At 67.4% G+C, this 13430-nt stretch carries 13 protein-coding genes; 6 read left to right on the forward strand and 7 right to left on the reverse strand.

The window, feature by feature from the left end:
• Nucleotides 1–75 precede the first annotated feature (75 nt).
• A complete protein-coding gene (gene slmA, locus AC3A6R_RS20010; RefSeq protein ID WP_487865359.1) occupies nt 76–744 on the forward strand; it encodes a nucleoid occlusion factor SlmA in 669 nt (222 codons plus the stop codon).
• 101 nt (nt 745–845) lie between these two features.
• Nucleotides 846–2369: a catalase gene (locus AC3A6R_RS20015; protein ID WP_487865360.1), complete on the forward strand. Its 1524-nt coding sequence runs from the start codon at nt 846–848 to the stop codon at nt 2367–2369.
• Between the two features lie 125 nt (nt 2370–2494).
• Here the strand turns inward: AC3A6R_RS20015 and AC3A6R_RS20020 are convergent, their stop codons facing one another.
• The 6 genes from AC3A6R_RS20020 to AC3A6R_RS20045 form a co-directional block, all read right to left on the reverse strand.
• Nucleotides 2495–3556 (reverse strand): malate/lactate/ureidoglycolate dehydrogenase, encoded by a 1062-nt coding sequence (locus AC3A6R_RS20020; RefSeq protein ID WP_487865361.1) that lies wholly within the window; start codon nt 3554–3556, stop codon nt 2495–2497.
• Between the two features lie 149 nt (nt 3557–3705).
• Complete coding sequence (locus AC3A6R_RS20025) at nt 3706–5232, reverse strand: UxaA family hydrolase (RefSeq protein WP_487865362.1); 1527 nt, start codon at nt 5230–5232, stop codon at nt 3706–3708.
• 36 nt (nt 5233–5268) lie between these two features.
• A complete protein-coding gene (locus tag AC3A6R_RS20030) occupies nt 5269–6663 on the reverse strand; it encodes a TRAP transporter large permease (protein ID WP_487865363.1) in 1395 nt (464 codons plus the stop codon).
• A 22-nt stretch (nt 6664–6685) separates the two neighbouring features.
• Entirely contained in the window at nt 6686–7243 is a 558-nt protein-coding gene (locus AC3A6R_RS20035) for a TRAP transporter small permease (protein ID WP_487865364.1), read from the reverse strand.
• Nucleotides 7244–7375: 132 nt separating this feature from the next.
• Nucleotides 7376–8371, reverse strand: a complete 996-nt coding sequence (locus tag AC3A6R_RS20040; RefSeq protein WP_487865365.1) for a sialic acid TRAP transporter substrate-binding protein SiaP — start codon at nt 8369–8371, stop codon at nt 7376–7378.
• Between the two features lie 43 nt (nt 8372–8414).
• Nucleotides 8415–9122, reverse strand: coding sequence for a FadR/GntR family transcriptional regulator (locus tag AC3A6R_RS20045; protein ID WP_487865366.1), 708 nt, complete (start codon nt 9120–9122; stop codon nt 8415–8417).
• A gap of 141 nt (nt 9123–9263) precedes the next feature.
• Here AC3A6R_RS20045 and AC3A6R_RS20050 point away from each other — a divergent pair, with 141 nt between their 5' ends.
• From AC3A6R_RS20050 to AC3A6R_RS20060, 3 genes are read left to right on the forward strand one after another with little or no spacing between them, the layout of a single operon-like run.
• Nucleotides 9264–9998, forward strand: a complete 735-nt coding sequence (locus AC3A6R_RS20050) for an SDR family oxidoreductase (protein WP_487861795.1) — start codon at nt 9264–9266, stop codon at nt 9996–9998.
• Nucleotides 9995–10741, forward strand: a complete 747-nt coding sequence (locus AC3A6R_RS20055; RefSeq protein WP_487865367.1) for an SDR family NAD(P)-dependent oxidoreductase — start codon at nt 9995–9997, stop codon at nt 10739–10741. Before AC3A6R_RS20050 ends, AC3A6R_RS20055 begins: the two co-directional genes overlap by 4 nt.
• Before the next feature lie 31 nt (nt 10742–10772).
• The gene (locus AC3A6R_RS20060) at nt 10773–11621 is read left to right on the forward strand and encodes a fumarylacetoacetate hydrolase family protein (protein WP_487861793.1); all 849 of its coding nucleotides are present in this window, start codon (nt 10773–10775) and stop codon (nt 11619–11621) included.
• 22 nt (nt 11622–11643) lie between these two features.
• On the opposite strand, the gene AC3A6R_RS20065 is transcribed toward AC3A6R_RS20060, so the two are convergent.
• On the reverse strand, nt 11644–12531 hold the full coding sequence (locus tag AC3A6R_RS20065) for a LysR family transcriptional regulator (protein WP_487861792.1): 888 nt from the start codon (nt 12529–12531) through the stop codon (nt 11644–11646).
• Nucleotides 12532–12637: 106 nt separating this feature from the next.
• Here AC3A6R_RS20065 and AC3A6R_RS20070 point away from each other — a divergent pair, with 106 nt between their 5' ends.
• Nucleotides 12638–13396 (forward strand): SDR family oxidoreductase, encoded by a 759-nt coding sequence (locus tag AC3A6R_RS20070; RefSeq protein WP_487865368.1) that lies wholly within the window; start codon nt 12638–12640, stop codon nt 13394–13396.
• Nucleotides 13397–13430 lie beyond the last annotated feature (34 nt).

Genomic DNA, 13430 nt, shown 5'->3' on the forward strand with positions numbered 1-13430 from the left:
CCCCGAGCCGGTTGGCACGCGCTCACTGCGCGCCCGTGTGCGAGAATCAATTGATTACATCTTTGCCGTGCTCCCATGCAAAACGAAGAGACAAGCTACCCGGGCATCGATGCCCCCGCCGAGGCGCCCGCGACCGTGACCGCCGCCCCCACCGCGCCGGTGCGCAAGCGGCCCAAGCCCGGCGAGCGGCGCGTGCAGATCCTGCAGGCGCTCGCGGCCATGCTCGAGCAGCCCGGCGCCGAACGCGTGACCACGGCAGCGCTGGCGGCGCGGCTCGATGTCAGCGAGGCCGCGCTCTACCGCCACTTCGCGAGCAAGGCGCAGATGTTCGAAGGCCTGATCGACTTCATCGAGCAGAGCGTCTTCACCTTGGTCAACCAGGTGCTCGAGCGCGAGGGCGTTTCGGGCGCGCAGCAGGCCGCGCGCATCCTCACGCTCGTGGTGCAGTTCGCCGAGCGCAACCCGGGCATGACGCGCGTCATGGTCGGCGACGCGCTGGTGTTCGAGAACGAGCGGCTGCAGCAGCGCATGAACCAGTTCTTCGACAAGATCGAGGCCACGCTGCGACAGGTGCTGCGCGGCGCGGCGGCGGCAGAGGGCTCGGCCACGCCGAGCGTCGATGCGCAGGTGCGCGCCGCAGCGCTCACCGCCTTCGTCGTCGGCCAGCTGCAGCGCTTTGCGCGCTCGGGCTTCCGCCGCTCGCCGTCTGATCACCTCGAAGCCACGATCGCGCTGATCGTCTGATGCTGCCTGGCCTATCGAGGCGATAGCCGAATGTAAACAAGCGGGGCCATGTTCATTGGCAGAATCGATCGGGTCGCTACAAACCCAGAGAGGAAGCCCACATGACCCATCCCCGCACGCTCACGACCGAGAACGGCGCGCCCGTCGAGAACAACCAGCAATCGCAGACCGCCGGCCCCACGGGCCCGGTGCTGATGCAGGACCAACACCTGATCGAGAAGCTCGCGCGCTTCGACCGCGAGCGCATTCCCGAGCGCGTGGTGCATGCGCGCGGCTCGGGCGCCTTCGGCCACTTCGAGGTCACGGCCGATGTGTCGAAATGGACCAAGGCCAAGTTTCTCGCAGGGGTCGGCAAGAAGACCGAAGTGCTGGTGCGTTTCTCGACCGTCGCGCTCGAGCTCGGCTCGGCCGACACGGTTCGCGATCCGCGCGGCTTCGCTGTCAAGTTCTACACCGAAGAAGGCAACTACGACCTCGTCGGCAACAACACGCCGATCTTCTTCATCCGCGATCCGCTGAAGTTCCCCGACTTCATCCACTCGCAGAAGCGCGATCCCTACAGCCACGTGCAGGAGCCCAACAACGCCTGGGACTTCTTCTCGCATTCGCCCGAGGCCACGCACCAGTTCACGTGGCTGTTCGGTGACCGCGGCATCCCGAAGAGCTACCGCCACATGGACGGCTTCGGCTCGCACACCTTCCAGTGGGTCAATGCGCAGGGCGAGGCCTTCTGGATCAAGTACCACTTCAAGACCCACCAGGGCATCGAGACCTTCGTCGCCGAAGAGGCGCAGCGCGTGGGTGGCGAGAACCCGAACCACCACCACCTCGACCTGCTGCATTCCATCGAGCGCGGCGAGTTCCCGAGCTGGCGCGTGCAGGTGCAGATCATGCCGGTGGCCGAGGCGCGCACTTACCGCTTCAATCCCTTCGACCTGACCAAGGTCTGGTCGCACAAGGACTATCCGAAGATCGACATCGGCGTGCTCACGCTCGACCGCAACCCCGACAACTACTTCGCCGAGATCGAGCAGGCCGCGTTCAACCCCGCCAACTTCGTGCCCGGCATCGGCCCCTCGCCCGACAAGATGCTGCAGGGGCGCCTGTTCAGCTACGGCGACACGCAGCGCTACCGGCTCGGCATCAACCACACGCAGTTGCCGGTGAACCGCCCGCGCGCCACCACCGCGCAGAACTACGGCCGCGACGGCGCGATGCGCGGCGACGGCAATGGCGGCCGCGGCCCGAACTACGAACCCAACAGCTTCAGCGACGCGCCCAAGCAGAGCAACGAGTCGGTGTATGCGCCGCTCGAAATCCATGGCTGGACCGGCAGCCACGCCTGGCAGCAGCACCCCGCCGACAACGACTTCGTGCAGGCCGGCGACCTTTATCGCCTGATGGACGAAACCGCCAAGGAGCGACTCGTGAACAACATCGCTGGCGGCCTTGGCGCGGTGACGCGGCAGGACATCATCGACCGCGCCGTGAGCTACTTCCGACAGGCGGATGCCGACTACGGCGCGCGCCTCGAGAAGGCCATCCGTGCGGTGCAGGCGAAGATCAAGGGCGACGAAGTCAGTGTGCAGGTCGGCAAGCCCGCGCACGACAGCAGCAACAGCTGAGCGCGCAGGTGCGTTGCTCTCTCCCCCGCTGGGGGAGGGCGGGGGTGGGGGCCAGCGGCGTCACCACAGGGCGCATCGCTGTGCCCCCATCCCAACCTTCCCCCAGCGGGGGAAGGAGCAAGACATCAATCGCTGACCGCCACGCCCACCTTGGCGCCCGCAGCCACGATCTCGCCCCAGGTCGCATCGTCCAGCCAGATGCCGTCGCGCTCGCGTGCCACGCGCGCGGCGCGTTCGGGTTCGCCGGCGATCTGCACCTGGTCGAAACCTGCCCCGGGCGGGCTCTGGCGCAGCCAGTCGACGAACGCCGTCGCTTCCTGCGCGAAGCTTTGCTGGGTGCCGAGCCGGGTCGGGTCGATCAGGATGGTGAGCATGCCGTTGAGCACCGTGCGCGCGGCATCGGCCGGCCGGTGCCAGGTGCCGCCGCCGCTGAGCGCACCGCCCAGCAGCTCGCAGGCCATCGCCATGCCGTAGCCCTTGTGCTCGCCGAAGGTCATCAGCGCGCCGAACAGGCCGTTGGACTGCGGCACCACCACCACGCCCGGGTTGTTGGTCGGTGCGCCGCGTTCGTCGATCAGGTAGCCGTCGGGCACCTGTTCGCCCTTGTTGTGGGCGACGCGCATCTTGCCCTGGGCAACGCGGCTGGTCGCGAAGTCGAGCAGGAACGGCTCAGCGCCCGCGAGCGGAATGCCGATGCAGCATGGGTTGGTGCCGAAGCGCCCGTCGCCGCCACCCCAGGGCGCCACCACGGGCCGCGAGAGCACGTTGACGAAGTGCATCGACACCAGCCCTTCGGCCGTCGCCATTTCCGCGAAATGCCCGATGCGGCCCAGGTGGTGCGCATTCGCGAGCGTGAAGATGCAGCTGCCGTGCTGCTTAGCGCGCTCGATGCCCAGCGCCATGGCCTGCACGCCGACCACTTGGCCGTAGCCATGCAGGCCGTCGAGCGCGAGCAGGGTGCCGATGTCCGCATTGACCTTCACGGCCGCGTTCGGCACCAGCCCGCCCTCGGCCACCGCATCGACATAGCGCGGCAGCATGCCCACGCCGTGCGAGTCATGGCCGCTCAGGTTGGCGAGCACCAGGTTGGCGGCCACCTGTTGAGCTTCGGCCGGCGTGCTGCCGGCGGCTTCGAGGATGCGCGCGCAGTCCGCACGCAGCGAAGAGGCTTGGAGAGTTCGAGGCATGAGATCAGCTTATGTGCAGTGGGTTGATTCAAGGCCCCGCGCCAGCGAGGGCTGTTCGGGAAACACCGCGGAACCGGCTTTGCCGGGCCGCTGGTGTTGCCCCCTTGAGGGGGAGGCGGCGACACGAAGTGCGCCGCTTCGGGGGTGGGCTACATCACGGCGCCGACTTGCCATGGGACGAATTCGTTTTGGCCGTAGCCGTGTTTTTCGCTCTTCGACGGTTCACCGGATGCCGTCGCCAGCACCAGTTCGAAGATCCGCTGGCCCATCGCCTGGATCGAGCTCGTGCCGTCGACGATCTCGCCGCAGTTGATGTCCATGTCTTCTTCCTGCCGCTGCCACAGCGCCGAGTTGGTCGCGAGCTTTAGCGACGGCGAGGGCGCGCAGCCGTAGGCCGACCCGCGCCCCGTGGTGAAGCAGATGACGTTCGCGCCGCCCGCCACCTGGCCGGTGGCGCTTACCGGGTCGTAGCCGGGCGTGTCCATGTAGACGAAGCCGTGCGCCGTGACCGGCTCCGCGTATTCGTATACCGCCTCGAGGTTGCTGGTGCCGCCCTTGGCCACGGCGCCGAGCGACTTCTCGAGAATGGTCGTGAGGCCGCCTGCCTTGTTGCCCGGCGAGGGGTTGTTGTTCATCTCGCCCTGGTTGATCTCGGTGTAGTGCTCCCACCACTTGATGCGGTCGACGAGCTTTTGCCCCACTTCGCGCCGCACCGCGCGGCGCGTGAGCAGGTGCTCGGCGCCGTAGACCTCGGGCGTTTCGCTCAGGATGGCCGTACCGCCATGCGCCACCAGCAGGTCGACCGCGGCGCCCAGCGCGGGGTTGGCGCTGATGCCCGAATAACCGTCGGAGCCGCCGCACTGCAGACCGATCGTGATGTGCGCCGCGCTGCAGGGCTCTCGCTTCACCGCGTTGGCGCGCGGCAGCATCTCGTTGATCAGCGCAATGCCCTTCTCGACCGTCTTGCGCGTGCCGCCGGTGTCCTGGATGTTGAAAGTGCGAAAGTTCTCGCCCTCGGCCAGGTGGCCGGTCGCGAGCCAGGCATTGATCTGGTTCGCCTCGCAGCCCAGGCCCACCACCAGCACGCCCGAGAAGTTCGGGTGCGTGGCATAGCCCGTGAGCGTGCGCTCGAGGATCTGCATGCCCATGCCCTGCGTGTCCATGCCGCAGCCCGTGCCGTGCGTGAGGGCTACCACGCCATCGACGTTCGGGTAGTCTGCCAGCGCCGCGGGGTTGGTCCGGCGCGAGAAATGGTCGGCGATGGCGCGGGCCGCGGTGGCCGAGCAGTTCACGCTCGTGAGCACGCCGATGTAGTTGCGCGTGGCCACGCGGCCGTCCGCACGCCGGATGCCCATGAACGTCGCCTCGCGCTGCGCGGGCGCGGGCTTCACGTCGGCGCCGAAGGCGTAGTCGCGTTCGAAGTCGCCCTTGTCGGGGCCCATGTCGAGGTTGTGTGTGTGCACATGCTCGCCGGGGGCGATGGGCTTGCTCGCGAAGCCGATGATCTGGTTGTAGCGGCGAACCGGCTCGCCGGCGCCGATGGCGCGCGTCGCTACCTTGTGGCCCGCCGGAATCAGGCCGCGCACCGCCAGGCCCTCGACCGTGGCGCCGCCGACCAGCTGGCTGCGCGCGATCACGACGTCGTCGGCCTCATGAAGGCGAATGAAGGGATTCATCGTGGAACTCGTTGTGATGTCGTTGTGGTGTGGGGATCAGAAGAACATTCTCGGCAGCCAGAGAACCATCGACGGCATGTAGGTGATCGCCGCCAGTGCCAGCAGCAGCGGGATCAGCCACGGCAGGATCGCCATCGTCGTGCGCTCGAAGCTCAGGCCCGCGACGCGCGCCAGCACGAACAGCACCATGCCCATCGGCGGATGCAGCAGCCCGATCATCAGGTTCAGCACCATCACCAGGCCGAAGTGGATCGGGTCGACGCCCAGCTGGAGGGCGATGGGCAGCAGGATCGGCACCAGGATGGTGATCGCGGCCGTGGGCTCGAGGAAGCAGCCCACGAACAGCATCAGCAGGTTGGCCAGCAGCAGGAACACCCAGGCTTCCTTGGTGAAGCCCAGCACCCAGCTCGCGATGTCGGTGGTCACGCCGGTGGCGGTGAGCATCCAGCCGAAGATCGACGCGGCCGCCACGATGAACAGCACGGTCGACGTGGTCTCGACGGTGTCGAGGCAGACCTTGACGAACATCTTCCACGACAGCGTCTTGTACCAGGCGAAGCCGAGGATCATGGCCCACACGCAGGCCGCGATGGCGCCCTCGGTGGGCGTGAACAGGCCCGTGCTCATCCCGCCGATCAGCAGCACGGGGGTCATGATCGGAAGCAGCGCCTCGAAGCGGAAGATGCGGTCGAGCACGAACAGCGACGCCAGGCCCGCAAACACCGTGAGCTGCGGCGGCGTGCCCAGCTTGGCCACCAGCAGCCACAGCATGAGCGGCCAGCCGACCACCACGGCCATCTCGCACATCGCCTTGAAGAAACGCGTGCTCGAGAACTTGATGTCGCCGCCCCAGCCGTTGCGGTGCGCGAAGTAGGCCACCGTCAGCATCATCAGGATGGCCAGCAGCACGCCCGGCAGGATGCCCGCGAGGAACAGCGCGCCCACCGACACGTTGGCCATCATTCCGTAGATCACGAACGGCAGGCTCGGCGGAATGATCGGCCCGAGCGTGGCCGACGCCGCGGTCACGCCGACCGCGAACTCGGTCGAGTAGCCGTGCTCCTTCATCGCCTTGATCTCGATCGTGCCGAGGCCCGCGGCATCGGCAATGGCCGTGCCGCTCATGCCCGCGAAGATCACCGAGCCCAGCACGTTCACATGGCCCAAGCCGCCCTTGAGCCAGCCCACGAGCGCGAGCGCGAAGTTGTAGATGCGGGTCGTGATGCCCGCGTTGTTCATCAGGTTGCCCGCCAGGATGAAGAAGGGCACGGCGAGCAGCGGAAAGCTGTCGATGCCGCTCACCATGCGGTGGATCACCACGAACGGCGGCAGGTTGCCGCTCACGAGGATGTAGGCCAGCGAGGCGCCGGCCATGGCCACGGCCACCGGAATGCCGCCCGCCATGAAGATCAGGAAGAAGATTTTCAGCATGCGCTTGTTCTTGTTGGAAGTTTCACCGGTCCGCGAGCGTGGACTCGGGGCGTTCGAGCACGCTGTAGCCGCGCTTCCAGTGCAGGCGCATCACCTGGACCGAGCGCCAGGTCATCGCCGCAAATCCGAACAGGCACAGCGCGTAGACGATGTTCATCGGCGCATCGACGATGGTCATGCGCGTGTTGTTGCCGATCTTCAGCATCATCTGCACCGTCATGACGACCGCGGCCGCGAAGAAGGCCGTGCGCAGCACATCGACCGCGCGCGAGAGCCAGCGTCCCATCGCCGCGGGCATGTGGCGGTAGAAGAAGTCGACCTGGATCTGGTTGTTCTTCGCCACCCCGATTGCCGCGCCGACGAACACCACGCCGATCAGCATGTAGCGCGCCACCTCCTCGGTCCAGGCGGCCGAGTCGTTCAGCACGTAGCGCGTGACGAACTGGTAGAACACGGTGAGCCCGAGCGCCCAGAAGATCGCCAGGGCGATCCAGCCCTCTGCGATCGTGTCGGAAAGATCGACGACCTCGTCTTCCGCATGGAAGTGGCCGTCGTCGTCGATGATCTTCTGTTCGGTCAACACAGTCTCCTAAGCGCCCGGCGAGCGGAGCGAGGTCTTTTCGGGAGACACCGCGGAACCGGCTTTGCCGGGCCGCTGGTGTCGCCCCCTCGAGGGGGAGGCGGCTACACGCAGTGAGCCGCTTCGGGGGTGTTACTTGATTGCAGTGATGCGGTCGTAGTCCTGCTGGCGGTAGCCGTGGTCGGTCGGCTTGGTGTTCTTCAGCACGGCTTCGCGGAACGCGGCCTTGTCGACCGTGATCACGTTGAGGCCCTTCTTCTTGAACTCGTCCACCAGGCGGGCTTCCGAGGCGATGACCTCGCGGCCCGTCTTCTCGGCGGCCTCCTGCATCACGTCGGTGAAGATCTTTTTCTCGTCGGCCGACAGCTTGCCCCAGAGCTGGCCCGAGACAATGGTCAGGAGCGAGTCGACGATGTGGCCCGTCAGCGAGATGTTCTTCTGCACCTCGAAGAACTTCTTGGCCTCGATGGTGGGCAGCGGGTTCTCCTGCGCGTCGACCGTGTTGTTCTGCAGCGCGAGGTAGACCTCGGCAAACGCGATCGGCGTGGCGTTGGCGCCCAGCGCCTTGGGGAAGGCGAGGTAGGCAGGCGCATCGGGCACGCGGATCTTCAGGCCCTTCATGTCTTCGGGCTTGGCCACCGGGCGGGCCGCGTTCGAGGTGACGTGGCGCGCGCCGTAGTAGTTGAGCGCCGTGATGTGGTTGCCTGTCTTGTCGTCGTAGCCCTTGGCGAGTTCCTTGAAGACGTCGCTCTTGGCGTACTTCAGCTGGTGCTCGGCGTCGCGGAAGATAAACGGAAAGTACGACACGGCCAGCGGCGGATAGCTGCGGCCCGCGAAGCTCGCGCCCGACAGGATGATGTCGACCGTGCCGAGCGTCAGGCCCTGGTTGATGTCGGCTTCCTTGCCCAGGCTCGAGGCGGGGAACACCTGGATGTCGTACTTGCCGTTGGTGCGCTTCTTGATCTCTTCGGCGGCCCAGACCGAGTACTTGTGGAAAGGCTCCGAGGTTTCGTACACGTGGGCCCACTTGAGCTTGGTCTGCGCGGCGGCGATGCCGGCCGTGCCCAGCGCGGTGGCGGCCAGGGCACAGGCGGCAATGGCTTTGAGGATGTGGCGTTTGCTGTTCATCGGTTTGTCTCCGTTGTGTGGATGAGAAAGAAATGCTGGCGGGTCAGGAGGCTTTCGCGCGGCGCCAGCTCGCGCTGAATCGGTGGTGGGAGTTGTCCATGTGGGCGTGCATCGCGGCGCGCGCGGCCTCGGCGTCGCGGGCGGCGATCGCGTCGCGGATCGCCTCGTGCTCGGCGATCGCCGAGCGCCACGAGGCCACCGTCTCGAAATACCCGCCCAGCCGCGTGAAGATCGGGCCGTTGCGCGAGTCCCAGAAGCTCTGCACCGTTTCGACCAGCACCGCATTGCCGCTGGCGCCGACGATGGCCAGGTGGAACGCACGGTCGCCATCGAGCGGCAGCACCTCGCGATCGGCAAGCTCGCACATCGTCCTGATGGCGCGGCTCATTGCATCGACATCCTTGCGCTTGCCCTGGACGGCAGCGATGGCGGCGGTCTCGCCCTCGATCACGCGGCGCGCGCGGATCAGCTCGAGCGGGCCCCATTCGGTGGGCGCCACCGGCTTGCTCGCGCGGTGCGTGCGGTCGAGCACATAGACGCCCGAACCGGTGCGCACCTCGACCCAGCCCTCGACCTCGAGCGCGATCAGCGCCTCGCGCACCGACGGCCGGCTCACGCCCAACTGCTTGGCCAGGTCGCGCTCGGCCGGTAGCCGCGCGCCCACGGCAAACTCGCCCTGCCCGATCAGCGCGCGGAGCTGGTCGGCAATCTGGCGGTACAGGCGCTGGGGTTCGACGGTCTGGAGCGGCACGGCGGACGGTTAAGGGTTGTCCTGAATTGGACAAGTGGTAAGGCCAATTCAGAATACGATCCGCACCGCGCCGTCGCCATCGGGCCAAACCCTGAACACCGCCTTGCAGGTGCCCCACTTTTTCCATTCAAGGAGACATGCATGAGACTCAAGGGCAAGACCGCGCTGGTCACGGCCGCCGGGCAGGGCATCGGCCACGCGAGCGTGCTCGCGATGGCGGCCGAAGGCGCGGAAGTCTGGGCGACCGACGTCAACGAGCAGCTGCTCGAACGCTATGCGGGCGTTGCCAACGTGCGCACCGCCCGCCTCGACGTGCTCGACCGGACGGCGATCGACGCCTTCTTCGCACGCGTGCCCACGCTCGACGTGCTGTTCAACTGCGCGGGCGTGGTGCACAACGGCACCGTGCTCGACGCTACCGACCGCGACCTGGAATTCGCGTTCAGCCTCAATGTGCGCGCGCAGTTCTGGACCATCCAGGCGGCGCTGCCCGGCATGCTGGCGGCCGGCCGCGGCAGCATCATCAACATGGCGAGCGTCTGCTCGAGCATGAAGGGCCTGCCCAACCGCTTCGTCTACGGCACCACCAAGGCCGCGGTGCTCGGCCTCACCAAGAGCGTGGCGGCCGACTTCGTGGCGCGCGGCATCCGCTGCAATGCCGTGTGCCCCGGCACGGTCGACACGCCCTCGCTCGGCGAGCGCATCAACGCCAATGCCGATCCCGACGCCGCGCGCCTGGCATTCATCGCGCGCCAGCCGATGGGCCGGCTCGCGCAGGCCGAGGAGATCGCGCCCGTGGTGGTGTTCCTCGCGAGCGACGAGTCGGTGTTCGCCACCGGCCAGGCCTTCACCGTCGACGGCGGCATCACGATATGAACCGGCTCGACTTCGACGGCCGCCATGCGGTGGTGACCGGCGGCGCCACTGGCCTGGGCTACGGCATCGCCGAACGGCTCATCGCCTCGGGCGGCAGCGTCACGCTGTGGGACCGCGACGAAGCCGCCGCCGCCAAGGCTGCCGCTGCGCTGGGCCCCAATGCCTTTGCCGTGCAGGTCGACGTGGCCCAGCACGATTCCGTGGTTCGGGCGCTGGCCGACACGCTCGCGCAGTCGCCGCGCATCGACGCGCTGGTCAACAGCGCCGGCATCACCGGCCCCAACACCAAGCTGTGGGACTATCCCGTGGACGACTGGCGCCAGGTGATGGAAGTCAACATCAACGGCGTGTTCCTCTGCTGCCGCGAAGTGGTCGCGCAGATGCGCACACAGGGCTACGGCCGCATCGTCAACATCGCTTCGGTGGCCGGCAAGGAGGGCAACCCCAATGCCAGCGCCTACAGCGCGAGCAAGGCCGCGGTGATCGCGCTCACCAAGTCGCTCGGCAAGGAACTGGCCGACACCGGCATCCGCGTCAACTGCGTGACGCCCGCTGCGGTCAAGACCGCCATCTTCGACCAGATGACGCCCGAGCACATCGCGTTCATGCTGTCGAAGATCCCGATGGGCCGCTTCGGCACCGTGGAGGAAGTGGCCGCGATGGTCGGCTGGCTTTGCACCGAAGATTGCGCGTTCGCCACCGGTGCGGTCTTCGACCTTTCCGGCGGCCGTTCGACCTATTGAGTATTTTTTCGATTCCCCAAGAAAGGACAGCATGAAACTCGTTCGCTATGGCAACCCCGGCAAGGAGAAGCCCGGTCTCATCGACGACGAAGGCCGCCTGCGCGACCTGAGCGCCCTGGTCGCCGACATCGGGCCCGACCAGCTCGGCGACGCCGCGCTGGCAAAGCTGCGCCGGCAGAAGATCGACAAGCTGCCGCTGGTGCGCGGCAAGCCGCGCTTCGGCTGCCCGGTTGCCAACGTCGGCAAGTTCATCGCCATCGGCCTGAACTACGCCGACCACGCCGCCGAGTCGGGCCTGCCGATCCCGAAGGAGCCCGTGGTCTTCATGAAGGCCACCAGCTGCATCCAGGGCCCGAACGATCCGGTCATGCTGCCGAAGAACTCGGTCAAGAGCGATTGGGAGGTGGAGCTCGGCGTGGTCATCGGCGCGCGCGCCAGCTACGTGTCGCAGAAGGACGCGCTCGACTACGTGGCCGGCTACTGCACCATCAACGACGTGAGCGAACGCGAGTTCCAGATCGAGCGCGGCGGCACGTGGGACAAGGGCAAGGGTTGCGACACCTTCGGCCCGATCGGCCCTTGGCTCGTCACGCGCGACGAAGTGCCCAACCCGCAGAAGCTGTCGATGTGGCTCGACCTCAACGGCAAGCGCATGCAGACCGGCAGCACCAAGACCATGATCTTCAGCATCGCCAAGATCGTGAGCTACCTGAGCCAGTTCATGACGCTGATGCCCGGCGACGTCATCACCACCGGCACGCCGCCCGGCGTGGGCCTGGGCATGAAGCCGCCGCTCTACCTGAAGAAGGGCGACGTGATGACGCTGGGCATCGAAGGGTTGGGCGACCAGCGGCAGGACGTGATTCCGTTCAAGCGCTGACGCACGACACGCTGCGCGCGCCTCAGCGCAGCGCGCGCAGCAGCGCGTCGTACACCAGCCGCACGCGCGCCGGCACCGGCGCGCGCTGCGAGCGGTAGACATGGATCGGCCAGGGCTCGGGCGCCTCGGCCTCGAGCACCGCCACCAGCTCGCCCGATGCCAGCAGCGGTTCGGCCAGCGGCGCCACGAGCTGGCCGAAGCCCAGGCCCGCGCGCACCGCGGCGCATTCGGCATCGACGTCGTCGGTCACGAACGCGGGCGCGGTGATCGGCATCTGCCGCCCCTTGCTGAAGAACCATGACCATGGACGGCCCGCACTGCGGTCGATCAACCCCGTGAGCGGCAGCCGCGACAGGGCTTCGAGGGTTTCGGGCACGCCGGTGCGCGCCACCAGGGCCGGCGCCGCCACCACGTAGAGCGCCATCTTTCCCACCACGCGTGTGACGAAGCGCGCATCGCGCACCGGGCCGGCGCGCACACCGATGTCGATCTGTTCGTCCACCACGTCGGCATGCTGCTCGGACAGTCGCAGGTCGAGCACCAGCCCCGGATGCTCGGCGAGCATCGGCGCCAGCGCCTCGGGGATCAGCCGGCGGCCGAACACGTTGGGCGCCGTCACGCGCACCGTGCCCGCATGCTGCGAGAGCGCGCGCCGGTCGGTGCGGTGGAACAGCGCATCGACGCCGCCGACCGCCGCGCGCGCGCGCTGCGCGAGCTGGCGGCCGAAGTCGGTGAGCTGCACGCCGCGCGTGCTGCGATGGAACAGCGGCTCGCCGAGCTCGTCCTCCAGCTCGCGCACCGCGCGCGTGACGACCTGCGGCGACACCGACAGCCGCACCGCGGCCTCGCGGAAATTGGCGGCGTCGGCGGCGGCGCAGAACACGCGGAGGGCTTCGAGGCGGTTGCTCATGAGTATTCCTGATTTCGGAATTTTGAAGTCGTGCAAGTTTCATTTACGGGAACACGTGGATTTTCCACACTGCATGCACCTCTTCAACTTCCTCAAGGAAATTCCCATGACATCCGTTCAAGACAACATCCGCGGCAAGGTCGCCATCGTCACCGGCGCGAGCAGCGGGCTCGGCGAATCCACCGCACGCCATCTCGCGCAGCGCGGCGCCAGGGTGGTGCTCGCGGCGCGCCGCGTCGACCGGCTCGACAAGGTCGTGGCCGAGATCCGCGAGGCCGGCGGCGAGGCGATCGCGGTGGCGACCGACGTGTCGAAGCGCGACGATCTCGAGCGGCTGGCCGCCGCCACGGTCGAGGCCTTCGGCCGTATCGACGTGCTGGTCAACAACGCGGGCGTGATGCCGCTGTCGCCGATCGAGCGGCTGAAGGTCGACGAATGGAACCGCACCATCGACGTCAACATCAAGGGCGTGCTCTACGGCATTGCCGCGGTGCTGCCGCGCATGCAGGCGCAGGGCAGCGGCCACATCGTCAACATCTCGTCGATCGCGGGGCTCAAGGTGTTCACGCCGATCGGCACGGTCTACAGCGCCACCAAGCATGCGGTGCGTGCGATCTCCGAGGGGCTGCGCGTCGAGGTGGGCGACAGCGGCATCCGCGTGACCATCGTCTCGCCCGGCGCGATCGAGTCGGAGCTGAAGTTCGGCACCACCGATGCCGAGACCGCCGCCGGCGTGCAGGCCTTCTACGAGGCGAGCCAGATCCCGGCCGATTCGGTGGCGCGCGCGGTGGTCTACGCCGTCGAGCAGCCTGCCGACGTGGACATCAACGAAGTGGTGCTGCGGCCGGTATCGCAGGCGTTCTGAGCGGCGCGGGCCACCGCCCGCCGGCCACTGCGAT

Source organism: Variovorax sp. Soil_C_19 (assembly GCF_057657255.1).

Bases quoted from the DNA above. Each gene is read 5' to 3' on its own strand.
- slmA (WP_487865359.1), top strand. From the start codon at position 76: ATGCAAAACGAAGAGACAAGCTACCCGGGCATCGATGCCCCCGCCGAG.
- AC3A6R_RS20015 (WP_487865360.1), top strand. From the start codon at position 846: ATGACCCATCCCCGCACGCTCACGACCGAGAACGGCGCGCCCGTCGAG.
- AC3A6R_RS20020 (WP_487865361.1), bottom strand. From the start codon at position 3,556: ATGCCTCGAACTCTCCAAGCCTCTTCGCTGCGTGCGGACTGCGCGCGC.
- AC3A6R_RS20025 (WP_487865362.1), bottom strand. From the start codon at position 5,232: ATGAATCCCTTCATTCGCCTTCATGAGGCCGACGACGTCGTGATCGCG.
- AC3A6R_RS20030 (WP_487865363.1), bottom strand. From the start codon at position 6,663: ATGCTGAAAATCTTCTTCCTGATCTTCATGGCGGGCGGCATTCCGGTG.
- AC3A6R_RS20040 (WP_487865365.1), bottom strand. From the start codon at position 8,371: ATGAACAGCAAACGCCACATCCTCAAAGCCATTGCCGCCTGTGCCCTG.
- AC3A6R_RS20050 (WP_487861795.1), top strand. From the start codon at position 9,264: ATGAGACTCAAGGGCAAGACCGCGCTGGTCACGGCCGCCGGGCAGGGC.
- AC3A6R_RS20055 (WP_487865367.1), top strand. From the start codon at position 9,995: ATGAACCGGCTCGACTTCGACGGCCGCCATGCGGTGGTGACCGGCGGC.
- AC3A6R_RS20060 (WP_487861793.1), top strand. From the start codon at position 10,773: ATGAAACTCGTTCGCTATGGCAACCCCGGCAAGGAGAAGCCCGGTCTC.
- AC3A6R_RS20065 (WP_487861792.1), bottom strand. From the start codon at position 12,531: ATGAGCAACCGCCTCGAAGCCCTCCGCGTGTTCTGCGCCGCCGCCGAC.
- AC3A6R_RS20070 (WP_487865368.1), top strand. From the start codon at position 12,638: ATGACATCCGTTCAAGACAACATCCGCGGCAAGGTCGCCATCGTCACC.